Origin of the sequence: Duganella sp. Leaf126 (assembly GCF_001423125.1) — a bacterium.
Taxonomy (GTDB): domain Bacteria; phylum Pseudomonadota; class Gammaproteobacteria; order Burkholderiales; family Burkholderiaceae_D; genus Rugamonas.
Window position 1 is genome coordinate 160,299 of record NZ_LMNW01000036.1, and the last position, 19,664, is coordinate 179,962.

Below are 19,664 nucleotides of genomic sequence, written 5' to 3' on the forward strand. Positions count from 1 at the left end.
CGCCTCGCCGTACAGTCGTACTGTCTTCGTCGCTGCGCCTTGCTCTGAAGCTTATGCCGGGCGCTCTGGCTGCGCACGTTAACGCTTTCATAGCTGCGTTGCAGCGCCTCGCCGTACAGCCGTACTGTCTTCGGCGCTGCGCCTTGCTCTGAAGCTTATGCCGGACGCTCTGGCTGCGCACGTTAACGCTTTCATAGCTGCGTTGCAGCGCCTCGCCGTACAGTCGTCCTGTTCGCCGCTGCGCTTTGCGCTGAAGCTTATGCCGGGCGCTTGCTGCCTCGCGCGTTGCGCTGGAAGTCGGGGTTGTGGATCGCGTCAAACTTGCCTGCCTCGAAGTCGACGATGTTCTGGAACGCGTGGCGGAAGTACAGCTCGTAGCTGTCCTGCTCCACGTAGCCGAGATGCGGGGTGGCCAGCACGGTCGGGATGCGCAGCAGCGCGTCGTCGGGCGCCAATGGTTCCGAGGTGAACACGTCGAGCGCCGCATAGCCGGGCCGGCCCTGCGCCAGCGCCTGCTCCAGCGCACCGGTGCTCACCAGCTCGGCACGGCTGGTATTGACGAACAGGGCGCCCGGCTGCATGCGCGCCAGGTCGTCGGCGGTGACGATGCCGCGCGTGGCGTCGTTCAGCCGCAGGTGCAGGCTCAGCACGTCAGCCTGGGCAAAAAATTCCTCGCGCGAGGTTGCCGCGCCATAGCCGTCGGCTACCGCCTTGTTGCGGCTGCTCTCGCTGCCCCACACCACCACCTGCATGCCGAAGGCGCGGCCATAGCCGGCCACCAGCTGGCCGATCTTGCCGTAACCCCAGATGCCGAGCGTGCGCCCCCGGAGCACGAAGCCCAGGCCATTCAATTGCGGGTTGACCGACGCGGTTTGCCACAGGCCGTCGCGCAGGTTGTTGGCATAGGGGACGATCTTGCGGGCGGCAGCCATGATCAGGGCCCAGGTCAGCTCGGCCGGCGCGACCGGTGAGCCGACGCCCTCGGCAATCGCAATCCCGAGCTCAGTCGCAGCCGCGATATCGACATGGCCGGCCAGCTTGCCGGTCTGCGAAATCAGCTTCAGGTTGGGCAGCTTGGACAGCAAGGCGCGGTTCAGGGCCGTGCGCTCGCGGATCAGCACCAGCGCCTCGAAGGGCGCGAGCCGGATCGCCAGCTGGCCCAGCCCTTTTGTTGTGTTATTGAATACTTTCACGTCGTGACCGTTCAATATTTCATAACTTTTTATTCCGGTACTGGCGTTCTGGTAGTCGTCAAGTATGGCGATTTTCATGTGAGATAACCGATCTTAGATTGAAATTCGTAGCGGAATAACGAACCCTGCAAAATCCCGAATAGCTTACTACTTTACTCAACAATTTCTCCTACATTTCTGTTGAAACGTCGGACCAGCGGTGTACAATCGCTCAAAAAATGAACAGCTAAACATCGATTTGGCTGTCTTAGCCCGGTTCACAGGACGGGGTTCCACGACAAGACCGCCGTAAATAGGCAAGGCGCCGACTCATCCCGGATGAGCATTCCGAGCGCTGCATCTATTGCAAGCTTTCCTCTAAGCTTATCGACGACGATCCTGCCGACAGAATTTTAATTGGCATTGGAGGTAGTATGAATCAACCCATCATGGGTGGCGTTGCAACGCTGAACGTCCCAGCTTACATCAAGCATCAGAAACTGATCAATTGGGTGACGGAAGTCGCCGCACTGACCAAACCGGACCGCATCTACTGGTGCGATGGTTCGCAGGAAGAGTACGACCGCCTGTGCGCGGAAATGGTTGCCGCCGGCACCATGAAAAAACTCAACGAAGCCAAGCGTCCGAATTCCTACCTGGCCCTGTCCGATCCGACCGACGTCGCGCGCGTGGAAGACCGCACCTACATCTGCTCGGCCACCCGCGAACAGGCCGGTCCCACCAACAACTGGATGGCGCCCGACGAAATGCGCGCCACGCTGAACCCGCTGTTCGACGGTGCCATGGTCGGCCGCACCATGTACGTGGTGCCGTTCTCGATGGGCCCGCTGGGTTCGCCGATTGCGCACATCGGCGTGGAGCTGTCCGACTCGCCTTACGTGGCCGTCAACATGCGCGTGATGACCCGCATGGGCAAGGCCGTGTACGACGTGCTCGGCGCTGACGGTGAATTCGTGCCGTGCGTGCACACCGTGGGCGCACCGCTCAAGGCCGGCGAAAAAGACGTGGCCTGGCCGTGCAACGCCACCAAGTACATCGTCCACTACCCGGAAACCCGCGAAATCTGGTCCTACGGTTCGGGCTACGGCGGCAATGCGCTGCTGGGCAAAAAATGCTTCGCGCTGCGCATCGCTTCCACCATGGGCCACCAGGACCAGGCCAAGGACGGCATGGGCTGGCTGGCCGAACACATGCTGATCCTGGGCGTGGAATCGCCAGAAGGCAAGAAGCACTACGTTGCCGCCGCCTTCCCGTCCGCTTGCGGCAAGACCAACTTCGCCATGCTGATCCCGCCCGGTACCTTCGACGGCTGGAAAGTGACCACCATCGGCGACGACATCGCCTGGATCAAGCCCGGCGCCGACGGCCGCCTGTACGCGATCAACCCGGAAGCCGGCTACTTCGGCGTGGCGCCCGGCACCAACGAGAAAACCAACTTCAACTGCATGGCGTCGATGCGTGAAAACACCATCTTCACCAACGTCGCGCTGACCGACGACGGCGACGTCTGGTGGGAGGGCCTGACCAAGCAGGCGCCCGAGCACCTGCTCGACTGGCAGGGCAAGGACTGGACCCCGGCCTCCGGCACCAAGGCCGCCCACCCGAACGCCCGTTTCACCGTGGCTGCCACCCAGAACCCCGTGATCGACGCGGCCTGGGACGATCCGGCCGGTGTCCCGATCTCGGCCTTCATCTTCGGCGGTCGCCGTTCGACCACCGTGCCGCTGGTAACCGAAGCGCGCAACTGGGTCGAAGGCGTGTACATGGCTGCCACCATGGGGTCGGAAACCACTGCTGCTGCTGCCGGCCAGATGGGCGTGGTGCGCCGCGATCCGTTCGCCATGCTGCCGTTCATGGGCTATAACATGAGCGACTACTTCCAGCACTGGCTCAACCTCGGTGAAAAACTGGGCAAGATCGACGGCGCCACCCTGCCGAAGATCTATTGCGTCAACTGGTTCCGCACCGACGAACAGGGCCACTTCGTCTGGCCTGGCTTCGGCGACAATATGCGCGTGCTGAAATGGATGCTCGAGCGTATCGAAGGCAAGGCCGGCGGCGTCGAAAACATCTTCGGCACCACTCCGCGCTACGGCGACATCCACTGGGACGGCATCCCGTTCACGCCGGAAGAGTTCGAGACCATCACCTCGATCGACAAGGATGCCTGGCGCGAAGAACTGAAACTGCACGAAGAACTGTTCACCAAGCTCGCTTACCACCTGCCGCCGGAACTGACGGCAGTCAAAGCCGAACTGGAACAGCGCCTGGCCAAGTAAGCGTCCGGTGCGTATCGAAGGCGGTGCATGGAAACATGCACCGCTTTTTTTTCGTGTATGCTGGGCCCGCCGATTGGCGCAACCGACACTTCCAGGCAGCGATCCCCCGTGAACCGCAAGCTCATCATTTTCGACTTCGACGGCACGCTGGCCGATACCTTTCCCTGCTTCGTGCGCGTGTTCGACGAGGCCGCGGCCAGATACCGGTTCACACCGCTCGACCGCGCCAACGCCCAGCGCCTGCGCGGCCTCGACGCGCGCCAGATCATGGCGCTGCACGACATCCCGCTGTGGAAAACCCCGGCCATCGCCCGTTTCATGCGCGCACGCATCGGCGACGAAGCGCATGCGATACGGCTGTTCGACGGCGTCGATGCCGCGCTGCGCGCCCTGCACGCGCGCGGTGCGGTGCTGACCATCGTCACCTCCAACTCGCGCGCCAACGTGCAGCGCATCCTCGGCCCGCAGCTGCTGGCGCTATTTAGCCAGGTGGAGTGCGGCGCGGGCCTGTTTGGCAAGCTGCCCAAGATACGCAAGGTGCTCGCTGCCACCGGCATTGCGCAAGCCGATGCGGTGCTGATCGGCGACGAACTGCGCGACGCCCGCGTGGCAGCGGAGGCGGGCGTCGATTTCGGCGCCGTGGCCTGGGGTTTCAACCAGCTCGACGCCCTGGTGGCGCAGCAGCCGCGCTACGTGTTCCACCAGGTCGCGGACTGGCTCGGTTAAGGGAGGCTCGTAAAACCTGCTGTGCGACCCGCCGCTCGTGGTGGTTTTTCGCGGTCCCTTTACACCGGCGCCCTGCAGTCCAGGGCCGCATTCGTGCAGCCTGTCACAAAGCCTGGCGCCGCGGCGATGCGATCGCTTACAGTGCAATCCCTACCCCAAACCGTCCAGGCCACCATGACCACTGCAACGACCCGAATCGGCGCCGCCAGCGCCCTGCTGTTTTCCCTGATGCTGGGCGTGGCCCATGCCCAGGTGGCACCGACCGATGCCGATGCCCATGCCTCCACCCCGCCAGCGAACCGCGATGCGCAGCGTGCGGCAGGCGATCTCGCGGCGCGCCGCGCCGCCCTCGCTGCCCTGATCAAGGCGCAGTGGGACGACACGATGCGCAGCAGCCCGGAATGGGCGTCGATGCTCGGCGATAAACGCTACAACGACAAGCTGTCCGACTTTTCGCAAGCCGGCATCGAGGCCGACATCGAGGCCAGCGCCGACTTCCTGCAGCGCTTCGAGGCGATCGACACCGCCGGCTTTCCCGCTCAGGAACAGCTGAACAAGGAGCTGATGGTGCGCCAGTTGCGCCAGACCGTCGATGGCGCCCGCTTCAAGGACTGGGAAATGCCGCTGGCGCAAAACTCGGGCATCCACATCGACCTGCCGATGATCGTCTCCGCCTGGAACTTCGAGACCGTCAAGGATTACGACGACTACATCAAGCGCCTGCACGCGGTGCCGCGGCTGTTCGAGGAAAACCGGGTGCAGATGGCCAGGGGCGTGGCGGACGGCCTGATGCCGCCGAAGTTCTTGATCCCGAAAATCGTCAAGCAGTGCGAGGACATGGCGGCACTGAAGGCGGCCGACTCGCCGTTTGCGCAGCCACTGAAAAAATTCCCCAAGACGTTTTCGGCTGCCGACAAGGCGCGTCTGACGCGCGAGGCGCTGGCGGCCATCACGAAGGATGTGGCACCTGCGTATAAAAAGCTGGCGGTCTACACCAAAACCCAATACCTGCCGCACGGCCGCCAGGACGTGGGCATGTGGTCGCTGCCGGACGGCGCCGCGCGCTATGCCTTCAAGGTGAAGAATGCGACGACCACCGACATGACGCCGGACGCTATCCACCAGCTTGGCCTGGCCGAAGTGGCGCGCATCGAAGCGCAGATGCTGACCACGGCGCAAAAACTCGGCTACAGCGACCTGGCCGCGTTCAACCGGGCGCTCAAGGACAACCGGGCGCTGCGCCCGACCTCGCGCCAGAACATCATCGACCTGTACCGGAAATATACGGACCAGATGACCGCGCAGCTGCCGCAGCAGTTTGGCGTACTGCCCAAGGCCAAAGTGGAGATCACCGAAGTGGAACGCTTCCGCGAAAAGGGCGCGTCGGCAGCGGCCTACCTGCCCGGCTCGCCGGACGGCAAGCGGCCGGGCCGGGTGATGGTCAACACCGGCGACTACCAGGACCGTTCCGTGATCGGCATCGAGACCACGGCGCTGCACGAAGGCGTGCCCGGTCACCACATGCAGATCAGCATCGCCCAGGAAATCGCCGGCTTGCCGGACTTCCGCCAGCAGGGCAACTACACTGCTTACGTGGAAGGCTGGGCGCTGTACGCGGAGCGGCTGGGCGAGGAACTCGGTTTTTACAAGGACCCTTACAGCTACTATGGCCACTTGCAGGACGAGATGCTGCGCGCGATCCGGCTGGTGGTCGATACGGGCCTGCATGACAAGCGCTGGACGCGCCAGCAGGTGGTGGACTTCTTCCATGCCCACTCGGCCATCGAGGAAGTCGATGTGCAGAGCGAAACCGACCGCTACATCGTGTGGCCGGGCCAGGCGCTCGGCTACAAGATCGGCCAGCTGAAAATCCTCGCCCTGCGCGATGATGCCCGCAGGGAGCTGGGCGATCGCTTCGATATCCGCCGCTTCCACGACCAGGTGCTCGGCGCCGGCGCACTGCCGCTCGATGTGCTGGAGACGCATATCAAGGACTGGGTGGCGCGGGAGAAGAGGGTGATGGTGCAGTGATGCATATTTAGCTGTGAGCAGCTAGCCGCAAATCCGTCATCCCCGCGCAGGCGGGGATCCAATCTGCACGCTCGGCGCGGAGCATCAACACTGGATTCCCGCCTGCGCGGGAATGACAGAATGCAGAACAGCGACCGGCGTTATTTCAGCAACGGCACCAGGTACTTGCCGGTCACGCTGTCCGGATTGACGGCCACCTGTTCCGGCGTGCCGGTGGCGATGATCTTGCCGCCGCCGGCGCCGCCTTCCGGTCCCAGATCGACAATCCAGTCGGCCGTCTTGATCACGTCGAGATTGTGCTCGATGATGACCAGCGTATTGCCCTGGTCGCGCAGGCGGTGGATCACCTTGAGCAGCAGGTCGATGTCGTGGAAGTGCAGGCCGGTGGTCGGCTCGTCCAGGATGTACAGCGTGCGGCCCGTGTCGCGCTTGGACAGTTCCAGCGACAGCTTGACGCGCTGCGCCTCGCCGCCGGACAGGGTGGTGGCGCTCTGTCCAAGCTTGATGTAGCCGAGACCGACGTCGAGCAGCGTATGGAGCTTGCGTGCGATGACCGGCACCGGCTTGAAGAACTCGTGCGCGTCTTCGACCGTCATGTCGAGGATCTCGGTGATGTTCTTGCCCTTGTACTGGACTTCGAGCGTCTCGCGGTTATAGCGCTTGCCGTGGCAGACGTCGCACGGCACGTACACGTCCGGCAGGAAGTGCATCTCGACCTTGATCACGCCGTCGCCCTGGCATGCTTCGCAGCGCCCGCCCTTGACGTTGAACGAGAAGCGCCCGGCGCTGTAGCCGCGCTCCTTGGCGGTCGGCACGGTGGCAAACAGGTCGCGGATCGGCGTAAACAGCCCGGTATAGGTGGCCGGGTTGGAGCGCGGCGTGCGGCCGATCGGCGCCTGGTCCACCGAGATCACCTTGTCGAAGTGTTCGAGACCGGCGATCGCATCGTGCGGCGCCGGCTCGGTCTGCGAGCCGTACAGGTGACGCGACAGGGCCGGGAACAGCGTGTCGTTGATCAGCGTCGATTTGCCGGAACCGGAGACGCCGGTCACGCAGGTCATCAGGCCCACCGGCAGCTTGAGGCTGACCTTTTTCAGGTTGTTGCCGGTGGCGCCAGTGATCACCAGCTGGCGATCGGGATCGGCCTGGTGGCGCTGGGCCGGCACGTCGATCTTGCGGCTGCCGTTCAGGTACTGGGCGGTCAGCGATTTCTTGTTCTTCAAGATGTCCTTGAGCGTGCCGGCTGCGATCACGTCGCCGCCGTGCACACCGGCGCCCGGGCCCATGTCGACGATGTAGTCGGCCGTGCGGATCGCATCCTCGTCGTGCTCGACCACCAGCACGCTGTTGCCGATGTCGCGCAGGTGGCGCAGGGTGTCGATCAGGCGGTCGTTGTCGCGCTGGTGCAGGCCGATCGACGGCTCGTCGAGCACATACATCACGCCGGTCAGGCCGGAGCCGATCTGCGACGCCAGGCGGATACGCTGCGCCTCGCCGCCGGACAGCGTGTCGGCGCTGCGGTCGAGCGACAGGTAGTCGAGGCCCACGTTGTTGAGGAACTGCAGGCGCGAGACAATCTCCTTGACCACGCGGTCGGCGATGTCCCTTTTGGCGCCCTTGAGCTTTAGCTGCTCGAAGAACGACAGCGAATCGCGCAGCGGTTTCTCGGCGATCTCGTAGATCGCCTTTTCCTGCTTGCCGGTGCCGACCTTCACGTGGCGCGCCTCGATGCGCAGGCGCGCGCCTTCGCAGGACGGGCATTTTTTCTCGTTGATGAACTTGGCCAGTTCTTCCTTGACCGCCATCGAATCGGTTTCGCGGTAGCGGCGCGCCAGGTTGTTGACCACGCCCTCGAAGGTATGCTCCTTGACCACGGTGCGTCCCCGTTCATTGACGTAGCTGAACGGGATGGCAGTCTTGCCGGAGCCGTTCAGCACCGCGTCCTGCGCCGATTTCGACAGCTGCTCGAACGGCAGGTCGAGGTCGAAGCCATAGTGGTCGGCCAGGCTGGAGAGCATCTGGTAATAGAACTGGTTGCGGCGGTCCCAGCCCTTGACGGCGCCCGAGGCCAGCGACAGGTTGGGGAAGGCGACGATGCGTTTCGGGTCGAAGAACTCGATGTGGCCGAGGCCATCGCACTCGGGGCAGGCGCCCATCGGGTTATTGAACGAGAACAGGCGCGGCTCGAGCTCCTGCAGCGAATAGCCGCACAGGTTGCAGGCAAACTTGTTGGAGAACACGTGCTCCGCATCGGTATCCATCTCGAGCGCCACGGCGCGGCCGTCGGCCAGGCGCAGCGCGGTCTCGAAGCTCTCGGCCAGGCGCTGCTTGATCTCGGGGTTGACCTTGACGCGGTCGATCACCACGTCGATCGTGTGCTTCTCGGTTTTCTTCAGCTTGGGCAGTTCATCGACTTCATAGATCCTGGCATCGTGGGTGCCGCTCTGCACGCGGAAGCGCACGAAGCCCTGCGCCTGCATCTGCTCGAACAGGTCCGAGTGCTCGCCCTTGCGGTTGGCCACCACCGGCGCCAGTACCATCAGCTTGGTCCCTTCGGGCATGGCCAGCACTGCATCGACCATCTGCGAGACGGTCTGCGCGGCCAGCGCCTGGTCCGGGTGGTTGATGCAGTAGGGCGTGCCCACGCGCGCATACAGCAGGCGCAGGTAATCGTGGATTTCGGTGACGGTGCCGACCGTCGAGCGCGGGTTGTGCGAGGTGGCTTTCTGCTCGATCGAGATGGCCGGCGACAGGCCTTCGATCAGGTCCACGTCGGGCTTTTCCATCAGCTGCAGGAACTGGCGCGCATACGCCGACAGCGATTCCACGTAGCGGCGCTGGCCCTCGGCATACAGGGTGTCGAAGGCCAGCGACGATTTGCCGGAACCGGACAGCCCGGTGATCACGACCAGCTGGTTGCGCGGCAGGTCGAGATTGATGTTTTTGAGGTTGTGCGTACGTGCGCCGCGAATGCGGATCTGTTCCATGAAGTAAGCCCTTAGATATCAACCCGTCACTATAGCGGGGTTTAAAAAGATGCGCCGTCCTTGCGCTGGATCACGCGCGCGCGGCTTGGTACTGTGCTGTGTACTGTATATAATACCAGTATTCTCTTGCGCTGATTCAAGACCTATCTGCGCAGAACGTGGTACATGGGGACGCTTGTGTAAATTGGAAGTGCGGATGGTGACCGGGCGGCCCGTTCGTCTATAATCGCTGTTTGGTTTTCTACACACAGCCTGCCCGCGCGGCCGTTGTTACTCAGGAGTTTTATTCATGGCATCAGTCAACAAAGTCATCATCGTCGGCAATCTGGGTCGCGATCCGGAGATCCGCTACATGCCTAGCGGTGATGCAATCGCCAACATTGCCGTGGCGACCTCATACAAGTCGAAAGACCGCAACACCGGTGAGCAGAAAGAAACCACCGAGTGGCACCGCATCTCGTTCTTCGGCAAGCTGGCCGAAATCGTCGGCCAGTACATGAAGAAGGGCTCGTCGATCTACGTCGAAGGCCGCCTGCAGACCCGCAAATACACGGACAAGGACGGCGTCGAAAAATACGCGACCGACATCGTCGCGGAAAACATGCAAATGCTGGGCGGCCGCCAGGGCGCCGGCGGCATGGATGACGGCGGCGGCTACGGTGGTGGTGGCGGCGGTTACGGCGGCGGCAACGGCGGCGGCAACTACGACGCCCCGCCACAGCGCCAGGCACCACCACAGCAACGCCCGGCCATGGCACCTCCGGCCCCGCGCCCGGCACCGAAGCCGGCGCCGAATTTCTCGGATATGGATGACGATATTCCGTTCTGATCCGCAGGCGGCGCAGTATCCATAGACCCGTTCTTCGCAAGAAGAGCGGGTTTTTTGTTGCGTGCTCGCTTGGTCGTGGATTTTGGATGCCCTACTACCCTGCGCACAATTGACAACATGCTGTCAAATTGGGAGAATATTGCATGACTAATCAACAACATCTGATACGCGACCTCGTGATCCGCATCTTTGCCACCAACGGCGCCCTGGTCGATACCGGCAATGCGCTGGTGCGCCCGCTCGGGTTGACCACTGCGTGGTGGCAGGTGCTCGGGGCGCTCGGGTATGCGCCGGTAGCGCTGCCGGTGTCCCATATCGCCCGCAACATGGGGCTCACGCGCCAGGCCGTGCAGCGGGTGGTCGAGCTGCTGGCCGAGCGTGGTTTCGTCACGCTGGAAACCAATCCGCACCACCAGCGCGCCAGACTGGTGGTGCTGACGGCGGCGGGGCGGGCGGCGCTGGCGGCGGCCGAGCGCGCGGTGGTGGCGGTGGACCAGGTGGCGCTCGACCGCATCGGCGCCGAACGGGTCGCTGCGGCCATCGCGGTACTGGACGAACTGCGCGCGGTACTCGATCAGGGATTGAACGCGCCCGCGGATACCGGGGGCGCATCCACACTGTAGCCTAAGGAGACTGTATGACTGCCGTACCCTTGCACGACGAATTCGACATCGACGTTTTGATCATCGGCGGCGGTCCGGTCGGACTGACGACCGCCTGCGCGCTGGCCCATCACGGCGTCGCTTTCCGCCTGTTCGAACAGCGGCGCGAACCCAAGCCGCATTCGCGTGCCAACAACCTGTGGGCGCGGCCGCAGGAACTGCTGGCCAGCATCGGCATCCGCGATGCACTGGCCGAGCAGGCGTACCGCATCACCGAGGTCAATACGCTCATCAACGGCAAGACCGTCGATCCGATCGCCATCGCCGATGTCGCCAGCCCTTATCCCGAGGTGCTCTACAGCGGCCAGGACGTGATCGAGAACGTGCTGTCGGCGCAGATCGCCGCGCGTGGCGGTCGCGTCGAGCGCGGCGTCAAGGTGACCGGCTTCGAGCAGGACGAGCACGGTGTGACCGTCACCTGTGTCGACGTGGACGAGGACGGCGCCGAAGGCCAGCCCCGGCAGCTGCGCTGCCGCTACCTGATCGGCGCCGACGGCAGCGACGGCTTCGTGCGCGCGCACCTGGGGCTCGACTTCACGCCTGAAAAACTCCCGCACTGCATGAACCGGCAGGTCGATGCCAGGCTGCGCTGGCGCCGCTCGACCGAGTGCAATCACCTGTGGTTCTTCTATTATCCGCGCGGTTTCTGCGGCGTGCTGCCGGTGTGGGAAGGCTACCACCGGCTGTTCTTCCTGTCCGACGACAGCGGCCTGCCCGACCGCGATCCGACGCTGGAAGAAATGCAGGCGATCGCGCGCGAGGTCACGCAAGACGAGACGCTGACCCTGAGCGATCCGATTTGGCTCACCCACAGCCGCTTCCAGCACGGCGTCAGCAGCGCCTATGCCAAGGGCCGCGTGCTGCTGGTGGGCGATGCCGGCCACCTGACCCTGCCGGCGGGCGGGCAGGGCATGAATGCGGGCTTGCACGATGCGGTCGGCGTGGCCTGGCGGCTGGCCATGGTGCTCAACGGCCAGGCCGCACCGGTGGTGCTGGACTCGTACGACGCCGAGCGCGGCATCGAACACCGCCGCCTCGACGGGCAGCAGGAGCGGGGCTTTCGCAACAGCGTCTATCGCGGACCGTTGAAGGATGCGGCGATGGGCATCGCGGCCAGCTTTGTGCCCAATATCGGTGAGCTGATCCAGGGCACCGACGACCTGCAGCAGCTCTCGGTGGGCTATCCCGACAGTCCCCTCAACGACGACCATCTGGGCGGCCTGCGCGCACTGCTGCACCGGCACGCGCCGCACGCGGGCGAGCGCGCGCCCGATGCCGCCGTGATCGCTGCGGACGGCGCGGCCACCACCTTGTTCGCCCACCTGTACAACCCCGACGGCTACACCTGGGGCTGGGCGTTGCTGGCCTTCGACGGCCGCCACCAGGACGCCATGCCGGCGCTGCAGGCGGCACTGGCAGCGGTGGCGCCGTGGGAGTGGGTGCGCGGGCGGCTGGTGCTGGGGGCGGCCGCGCCGCCGCCCGCCGACAGGTCGGCGCTGTCCGATCTCGACGGCGTCGCCCACGCCGCCTACGGCGTGGAAGACACGCCGGCGCTGGTGCTGGTGCGCCCGGATGGCCACATCGCGTTTCGCGGTCCGCTCGACCGGCCCGACCTGCTGCGCGCCTACTGCACCCGCGTGTTCGGCGCACGTTCGGCATGAAACCTGTCTGACAGGTTTTTAGGTTTAGCAAAAAAAAATGCTTGATCAATCGTTAATAATAGGCTCATACTGAAATCTGTCCAACAAGAGACAGAAAAAACAGGAGACCATGACGATGACACGTATCGCCTACGACGACCGCTGGCACGCGCGGGTGCTGGCGCCATGATCGGCCACGACCTGCAACTGGTGATCGCGGCGCTGACCGGCATCTTGCTGGCCGTGCTGATGATCGTGAAGGGGCGGCTCCATCCGTTCATCGGCCTGCTGTGCGGGGCGTTCACGGTCGGGCTGCTGGCCGGCCTGCCCTTGTCCGACGTGGCCAAGGCCGTGCAGAAAGGCGTGGGCGACATCATCGGCGGCACCGGCCTGGTGGTGGCGCTGGGCCTGTCGCTGGGCGCGATGCTGCACCTGTCGGGCGCGGCCGCGTCGCTGGCCAGGGGGGCGCTGCAGCTGACCGGCGTGCGCGCCGCGCCGTGGGCCACGCTCGGCATCGCCATCGTGGTCGGCTTGCCGCTGTTTTTCGAAACCGGCATGGTGCTGCTGCTGCCGATCGTGGTGGCGGCGGCCGAGGAAATGGCGGCCAGGAGCGGCGCCGACCGCGACGCCTCCAAGCTGCGCCTGATCATGCCGGCGCTGGCCGGGCTGGGCGTGGTCCATGCGCTGGTGCCGCCCCATCCGGGGCCGCTGCTGGCGGTCGAGGCGCTGGGCGCCAATCTCGGATTGACCATGTTTTACGGTTTGCTGATCGCCATCCCCACGGCCATCATCGCCGGCCCCGTGCTGGCCACGGTGACCACGCGCGGCGTGCGCCTGGCGCCGCCTGCGGTCGCCACCAATGGGCTGGTCATCGCGCCGCCGCCACGGCTGCCGTCGCTGCTGATCGTGCTGCTGCCGGTGCTGATGATCGCCACCGGCGAACTGGGGCAGATGATCCCGGGCATGAAGGGTACGGCCTGGCTGGTGGCGGCCAGCAATCCGGTGGTCGCCTTGCTGCTGACCAATCTGCTGGCGCTGCCGCTGTTGTTCGGCAAACGGCTGCGCGAGATGGCAATCCAGGAAGCGGTGTGGCACGAGACCATGGGCGCGGCCGGCGCCATCCTGCTGGCGATCGGCGCCGGCGGCGCGCTCAAGCAGGTACTGGTGACGGCCGGCCTGTCCGACCTGCTCGCGCGCACCGTGCTGATGTATTCGATCTCGCCGCTGCTGCTGGGCTGGCTGGTGGCGGTGGCGATCCGCCTGGCGGCAGGTTCGGCCACCGTCGCGACGATCACGGCCGTGGGCATCATGCCGGGCGTGGTGGCCGGTTCCGGCGTGTCGCCGGAGCTGGTGGTGCTGGCGATCGGCGCCGGCTCGGTCTTCTTCAGCCACGTCAACGATCCCGGCTTCTGGCTGGTCAAGAGCTATGTCGGCACCAGCACGGCCGACACCTTCCGCACCTGGTCGCTGCTGGAAACCACGATCTCCGTGGTCGGCCTGGCGCTGGTGCTCGCGCTCAGCCACGTGATCTGACGCCATGGCCGGCACACAAGCAAAGGCCATGGCGGACGACACCGCGGCGCACAAGCCAGCAGCAGATCGCCCGGCAGCAGACAAGCCAGCAGCAGATAACGCCGCAGCAGACCGCCCGGCAGCAGACAGCTTGGCAGCAGACAAGCCCGCAGCAGACCACGCCGCACCGGCGCCGGGCCGGCTGGCCGACCGCGCGTACGCCGGCATCGTGCAGCTGATCGCCGACGCGCCGCTGGCGATCGGTGCGCGGCTGCCGTCCGAAACGGCGCTGGCGGCCAGCTTCGGCATGTCGCGCACCATCGTGCGCGAGGCGCTGGCACGGCTGGCGTCGGACGGCATCACGCAGACCCGGCTCGGCGCCGGCTCCTACGTCAAGCGCCGGCCATCGGCGCGGCTCGGCTCGCACATGCCGATGGATGCGCTGGCCACCACGCTGGGCACCTTCGAGGTGCGCTTCGTGCTGGAAGCGGAAGCGGCGCGCCTGGCTGCGCAGCGCCGCTCGCCCCAGCAGCTCGAAGCCATCGAACAGGCGCTGGAGGCGCTGCGCGCGGCGCTGCTGTCGAACGCCCCCGCGCACGCCGAAGACTGGCAGCTGCACCGCCTGATCGCCGAGGCCACCGCCAACGCGGCCTTCGCCCAGGTGCTCGACCAGCTGCAGGAGCAGGTGATGCGCATCATGCACGCCGGCGTCGACATCTCGCGCGCGCGTCCGCCCGAGGTGATCAAGGTGATGATGGACGAGCACGACCTGATCGTGGAGGCGATCCGCGCCCAGGATGCGGACGGCGCGGCGCTGGCCATGCGCTGGCACCTGTCCCAGGGACGCAAGCGCCTGATGCCCTGACCGCACACTGAAACAATAAAACCGAGCAAAGGCTGAACGCGATGATGAAGCAGATGATGGGTTGGATGTTGGTACTGGCTGTTGTCCTGCCGGCCGGTGCGGCGCTGGCTGCGCAGCCAGCCTCGGTTTCCGCTTATGTGGAAGCGCCGCGCGACCCGCGCGCCGTCACCGTGCATGCGCGCGGCGATGGCGTGGCTGACGATACGGCTGCGCTGCAGGCAGCCATCGATGCGGCAGCGGAGCAGGCCGGCGGCGGCATCGTGTTCGTGCCCGCCGGCCGGTATCGGATTACGCGCACCGTCTTCATCTGGCCCGGCGTGCGCGTGTTCGGCGTCGGTCGCACGCGCCCGGTGCTGCGGCTGGCGGCCAACACGCCCGGCTTCCAGCAGGGCGTCGGCAACATGGTGATGTTTACCGGTAACCGGCCCGGCGCGGTAGTGCCGATCAACCTCGGTGGCGCGGCGCCGGTGGCGGGCGTCGATGCGACGCGGGTGCCGGTGCCGCCGCCGACCAGCGTGCCGTTCGATCCCAAGATCGCCGACGCCAATTCCGGCACCTTTTATTCGGCGCTGGCCAATGTCGATTTCGAGATCGGCGACGGCAACCCGGCAGCGACCGCAGTGCGCTTCCACACCGCGCAGAACGTCTACCTCGCGCACATCGACTTCCACCTCGGTTCGGCGCTGGCCGGCATCTACCAGGTCGGCAATCTCGGCTTCGACCTGCGCTTTTACGGCGGGCGTTACGGCATCCTGACCGAGAAGACCTCGGCCGCCTGGCAATACACGCTGCTCGACTCGGTGTTCGACGGCCAGCGCGACGCGGCCATCCGCGAACACGAGGCCGGGCTCACCCTGGTCAACACGGTCATGCGCAACACCCCGGTCGGCATCGAGATCGATCGCGGTTACGGCGACTGGTTGTGGGGCAAGGACGTGCGCTTCGAGAACGTCACCGGGGCCGCCGTCGTCATCAGCAACGAGGGCAATGTCTACACGCAGATCGGCTTCGACAATGCCCTCGCCAGCGACACGCCCGTGTTCGCGCGTTTCCGCGACAGCGGCAAGACCGTCGCCGCGCCGGCGCCGCGCTACCGCGTCAAGGCCTTTACGTACGGCCTGACGCTGGCCGACGCCGGTCAGCCCGGCAACTACGCTACCCGCTTCGACGCCACCGCCCTGGCGGAGCTGCCGGCCCGGCGCGCGGTCGCGCTGCGCGCCTTGCCGGCCACCTCGACGTGGACCGACGTGCGCACGCTCGGCGTTCGCGGCAACCATGTCAGTGACGACACGGCCGCGCTGCAGCGCGCGATCGACAGCCACCGCGTGCTGTATTTCCCGGCCGGGTTTTACCGCGTCACCGACACGCTCAGGCTGCGCCCCGACACCGTGCTGATCGGGCTGCACCCGGGCCTGACCCAGATCGTGCTGGCCGAGGACACGCCCGCCTATCGCGGCATCGGCCCGGCCAGGGCGCTGATCGAAAGCGCGCGCGGCGGCGACGCCATCGTTTCCGGGCTCGGGCTGGCCACCGGCGGCAGCAATCCGCGCGCCACCGCGCTGCTGTGGCGCGCCGGCGAACGCTCGCTGGTCGACGACGTCAAGTTCATGGGCGGACACGGCACCACGCTGGCCGACGGCAGCCGCTTCAATCCGTACAACACCAACCACACGGCCGATCCCGACCCCCGGCGGCGCTGGGATGGCCAGTACGCCAGCCTGTGGGTGACCGATGGCGGCGGCGGCACCTTCAACGGCCTGTGGACGCCGAACACCTATGCGCAGGCCGGGCTGTACGTATCGAACACCGCCACGCCCGGCTTCGTGTACCAGATGTCGGCCGAACACCACCTGCGCGCCGAGATCGTGCTCGACCGGGTGCGCAACTGGGAATTCCTGGCGCCACAGACGGAGGAGGAGTCGGGCGAGAGCGGCGATGCCGTGGCAATCGAGATCCGCGATTCGCGCGACCTGCTGTTTGCCAACTTCCACGGCTACCGCGTGGCGCGCTCGGTCCAGCCGGCGCCTGCCGCCATCAAGTTATACAACGCCACCGCCATCCGCTTCCGCAACGTCCACGTCAACGCGGAAAGCGGCTTTGCCACCTGCGACACCGGTGGCTGCGGCGTCCATGTCCGCGCCAGCAAATACCCGTTCTCGCATGCGATCCAGGATGTCACGCGCGGCACCGAAGTGCGCGAGCGCGAATTCGCAGTGCTCGATATCGGCGATGTGGGCGGTGTTGCCAGCGCCGGCAACACCGCACTGCCGGCCGCTGCGTCGTCGCTGGTACCGGTCACACGCCTCGCGGGCGACTTCCAGACGCTTGGCGGCGGTGCGGTCGATGCAGCAGGTACCTTGTATTTCATCGACCGCCAGGCCCAGCGGATCCACCGCTGGACCGCGCGCGACGGGCTGGCCATCGTTGCCGATGCGCCGTTCGACCCGGTCAACCTGGCGGTCGATGGCGCGGGCGACCTGCTGGTGCTGTCGTCGCAAGGCGCCGAGGCCACCGTGTACAGCATCAAGCCCGGCGTGCCCGAGTCGGTGCGGCTGATCGCCGCCACGCCGGTGCGCGCGCTGCCGGCCGGGCGCGTGGCGCTGCCGGGCACCTTCTGGGTCAACGGCGAATTCCGCGACCAGTACGACCCCGCGCGCGACCGCTTCACCACGCTGGCCGAGATGTTTGCGCGCGTAGTGGGCACACCGCAGGCGCGCGAATATGTGTCGCCCGACGGCAGCGTGGCGCTGCCCGCGTACCGCGTGTGGCAGCAGGGACCGGCCGACCACCTGGGCTGGCGCTTCTCGCACGCGCTCGACACCTATGGCTGGGTCATGGGCAAACCGGGCACGCGCGTCTACCTGGCCAACGGTTCGGAAAACGTCACCTATTCCGGCCTGCTCGGCACCGGCGGCGCCCTGACCGACTTGCAGCGCTTTGCGCCGCGCGGCGGCGAGAGCGTGGCGGCGGGACCCGACGGGCGCGTGTACGTCGCCAACGGCCAGGTGTTCGTCTACGACGCGGCAGGCCGCGCGCAGGGACGGATCGACGTCCCCGAGCGGCCGCTGCAACTGCTGTTCGGCGGCGCCGACGGGCGCACCCTGTTCATCCTCACGCACCACACGCTGTACTCGGCGCGGCCATAGTCAGCAACGACCCGGCCCTGTCTTCGCGTCAGGGCGCGCTGGTAAAACCGTGCGGCGACGAATCGGCCGCCGCGCCCAGCTTGCGCTCATCGCTCTTCTGCTCGACCAGGGTCGTCATCAGGATCACCGTCAACAACGCTGCCTGCGGCGATGGATCGAGCAGCGCGATGCTGTGGCGCGTGCGCAGGGTCATGATCCTGGCCTGGGCCCGGGCGATGAGCCGGTCCTGCCACGACAGCTCGAACCCCCTGTCCCACAAGCCGCCGCGCAGGACGGCGCCGTCGAAGCGGCCGCCGACCACCATTACCTGCCGGCGCCAGCTCCACAGCCTGGCGCGCAGCGCGAAATTTTCGTCGCTGGTTTGCACGTACCAGGTGGGGGCAAACGACAGGCATTTTCGCCTGACCGTCGCTACCTGACGGCCATTTTGCGTGATGCTCCATGGACGGATGAACCAGCTCCACTGCGCAGAAGCTTCGTACAAGACGTTGTCGTCATCGTCGGTGACCTCGATTTTACCGAGCAGCGACAGCAGCTTGCGGGCGATGTGCAGTGTGCTGGGGGTGTCGTAACGGTTCATGCTGGCCTTTTGGCTGTGGGACCGCTCCGATTCTACAACGGCCCAATTAAGGAGGGATGACCTGAACCGATGGCAGGTGGAAGGCGCAGCGCGGCCCGGTATAGTGGATCGACGACTTTCCACCTCCAGGAGTGATCCATGACCGCTGCTAGCTTACGTCACCACGTTGGTAACCGCATTGGCAACCGCCTCGCGTCCGCCATGCTGTCCCTTGCCTTTGCCCTCAGCGCACCGGCGCTGGCCGCGCCCGATGTCGCGGTCGCGCCGCAGTACGACACCACCCACGTGTATGTCGCCAACGCCGATCTCGATGCATTCGTCAACAGCTTTGTCGGCACCTTCGGCGGCAAGGCTTCGCCGCGCGCCGTGTTCACCGTCACGCCGACGCCGAGCAAGACGGCGTCGCAGTACGTGCAGACGCCGGTCGGCATGTTGTCGGTGTTCGCGTTCCAGACGCCGACCCCCTACGGCTTCGGCACCGAGCGCACCGGCTACCTGGTCACCGACATCCAGACCGCGCGCGATGCGGCGGTGGAAGCGGGCGCCGACGTGGTGGTGGAGCCGTTCGACGACCCGATCGGCAAGGATGTGCTGATCCAGTGGGCCGGCGGCGTCAACATGCAGCTGTACTGGCATACCAAGGCGCCGTCGTATGCGCCGCTGCACTCGGTGCCGGACAACCGCGTCTACGTGTCCAGGGTTGCGGCCGACAAATTCATCGGCCAGTTCAAGACCTTCGCCCACGCGCACATCGTCTCCGACCGCCAGATCGACGGCGCCGAAATCGGCCGCGCCGGCGACACCATCCGCCGCGTGCAGCTGGCATCGAAGTTCGGCAAGATGATGGTATTCGTCACCGACGGCAAGCTGACCTTCCCGTATGGCCACGAAACCACCGGCTACCATGTCGACAACATGGCCGAGACACTGAAAAAGGCGGCCGCCAGCGGCGCCAGCGTGCTGGTGGCGCCGCGCAAGACCAGCGCCGGCAATATGACGGCGATGCTGCAGTTCCCCGGCGGTTACATCAGCGAGATCCACGATGCCGCCAGTCGCTGACGTCCGGTCGGGCCGCGATCGGTCGGGCCGCGCTCGGTCGGGCCGCGCTCGGCTAACGCGCGACCGGCGCGCGGCCGGCGCGCTGGCCTTGCTGGTCGGCGCCGCCCAAGTCCTGGCGGCCGCCCCGGCAAGCGCAACGATGGCACTCACTGCAA

The 19,664-nt window shown here is 65.9% G+C and carries 13 protein-coding genes; 10 read left to right on the top strand and 3 right to left on the bottom strand.

Going from position 1 to position 19,664, the window contains the following annotated elements:
- Positions 1 to 257 precede the first annotated feature (257 nt).
- On the bottom strand, positions 258 to 1,271 hold the full coding sequence (locus tag ASF61_RS22120) for a D-2-hydroxyacid dehydrogenase family protein (protein WP_056160981.1): 1,014 nt from the start codon (positions 1,269 to 1,271) through the stop codon (positions 258 to 260).
- Positions 1,272 to 1,606: 335 nt separating this feature from the next.
- Between ASF61_RS22120 and ASF61_RS22125 the strand changes: the two genes are divergently transcribed.
- From ASF61_RS22125 to ASF61_RS22135, 3 genes are all read left to right on the top strand, one after another.
- A complete protein-coding gene (locus ASF61_RS22125; RefSeq protein ID WP_056160983.1) occupies positions 1,607 to 3,472 on the top strand; it encodes a phosphoenolpyruvate carboxykinase (GTP) in 1,866 nt (621 codons plus the stop codon).
- A 108-nt stretch (positions 3,473 to 3,580) separates the two neighbouring features.
- Positions 3,581 to 4,198, top strand: a complete 618-nt coding sequence (locus ASF61_RS22130; protein ID WP_229205970.1) for an HAD hydrolase-like protein — start codon at positions 3,581 to 3,583, stop codon at positions 4,196 to 4,198.
- A gap of 174 nt (positions 4,199 to 4,372) precedes the next feature.
- Complete coding sequence (locus ASF61_RS22135; RefSeq protein ID WP_056160988.1) at positions 4,373 to 6,229, top strand: DUF885 family protein; 1,857 nt, start codon at positions 4,373 to 4,375, stop codon at positions 6,227 to 6,229.
- Positions 6,230 to 6,369: 140 nt separating this feature from the next.
- Here the strand turns inward: ASF61_RS22135 and uvrA are convergent, their stop codons facing one another.
- Positions 6,370 to 9,216 (bottom strand): excinuclease ABC subunit UvrA, encoded by a 2,847-nt coding sequence (gene uvrA, locus ASF61_RS22140; protein ID WP_056160991.1) that lies wholly within the window; start codon positions 9,214 to 9,216, stop codon positions 6,370 to 6,372.
- A 289-nt stretch (positions 9,217 to 9,505) separates the two neighbouring features.
- On the opposite strand from uvrA, the gene ssb reads away from it, so the two are divergent.
- The 6 genes from ssb to ASF61_RS22170 all read left to right on the top strand — a co-directional run bounded on the left by ssb (position 9,506) and on the right by ASF61_RS22170 (position 17,870).
- The gene (gene ssb, locus ASF61_RS22145) at positions 9,506 to 10,045 is read left to right on the top strand and encodes a single-stranded DNA-binding protein (RefSeq protein WP_056160993.1); all 540 of its coding nucleotides are present in this window, start codon (positions 9,506 to 9,508) and stop codon (positions 10,043 to 10,045) included.
- A gap of 143 nt (positions 10,046 to 10,188) precedes the next feature.
- Complete coding sequence (locus ASF61_RS22150; RefSeq protein WP_056160994.1) at positions 10,189 to 10,668, top strand: MarR family winged helix-turn-helix transcriptional regulator; 480 nt, start codon at positions 10,189 to 10,191, stop codon at positions 10,666 to 10,668.
- 14 nt (positions 10,669 to 10,682) lie between these two features.
- Entirely contained in the window at positions 10,683 to 12,368 is a 1,686-nt protein-coding gene (locus ASF61_RS22155) for an FAD-dependent monooxygenase (RefSeq protein ID WP_056160996.1), read from the top strand.
- A gap of 165 nt (positions 12,369 to 12,533) precedes the next feature.
- Complete coding sequence (locus ASF61_RS22160) at positions 12,534 to 13,880, top strand: GntP family permease (RefSeq protein ID WP_056160997.1); 1,347 nt, start codon at positions 12,534 to 12,536, stop codon at positions 13,878 to 13,880.
- A gap of 28 nt (positions 13,881 to 13,908) precedes the next feature.
- Positions 13,909 to 14,724: a FadR/GntR family transcriptional regulator gene (locus tag ASF61_RS22165; protein WP_082491898.1), complete on the top strand. Its 816-nt coding sequence runs from the start codon at positions 13,909 to 13,911 to the stop codon at positions 14,722 to 14,724.
- 41 nt (positions 14,725 to 14,765) lie between these two features.
- A complete protein-coding gene (locus tag ASF61_RS22170; RefSeq protein WP_200919924.1) occupies positions 14,766 to 17,870 on the top strand; it encodes a glycosyl hydrolase family 28-related protein in 3,105 nt (1,034 codons plus the stop codon).
- Positions 17,871 to 17,898: 28 nt separating this feature from the next.
- Here ASF61_RS22170 and ASF61_RS22175 read toward each other — a convergent pair whose 3' ends face one another.
- The gene (locus ASF61_RS22175; protein WP_056160999.1) at positions 17,899 to 18,450 is read right to left on the bottom strand and encodes a hypothetical protein; all 552 of its coding nucleotides are present in this window, start codon (positions 18,448 to 18,450) and stop codon (positions 17,899 to 17,901) included.
- Positions 18,451 to 18,651: 201 nt separating this feature from the next.
- Here ASF61_RS22175 and ASF61_RS22180 point away from each other — a divergent pair, with 201 nt between their 5' ends.
- Positions 18,652 to 19,509: a glyoxalase gene (locus ASF61_RS22180; protein WP_156369694.1), complete on the top strand. Its 858-nt coding sequence runs from the start codon at positions 18,652 to 18,654 to the stop codon at positions 19,507 to 19,509.
- The last annotated feature ends 155 nt before the right edge of the window (positions 19,510 to 19,664 follow it).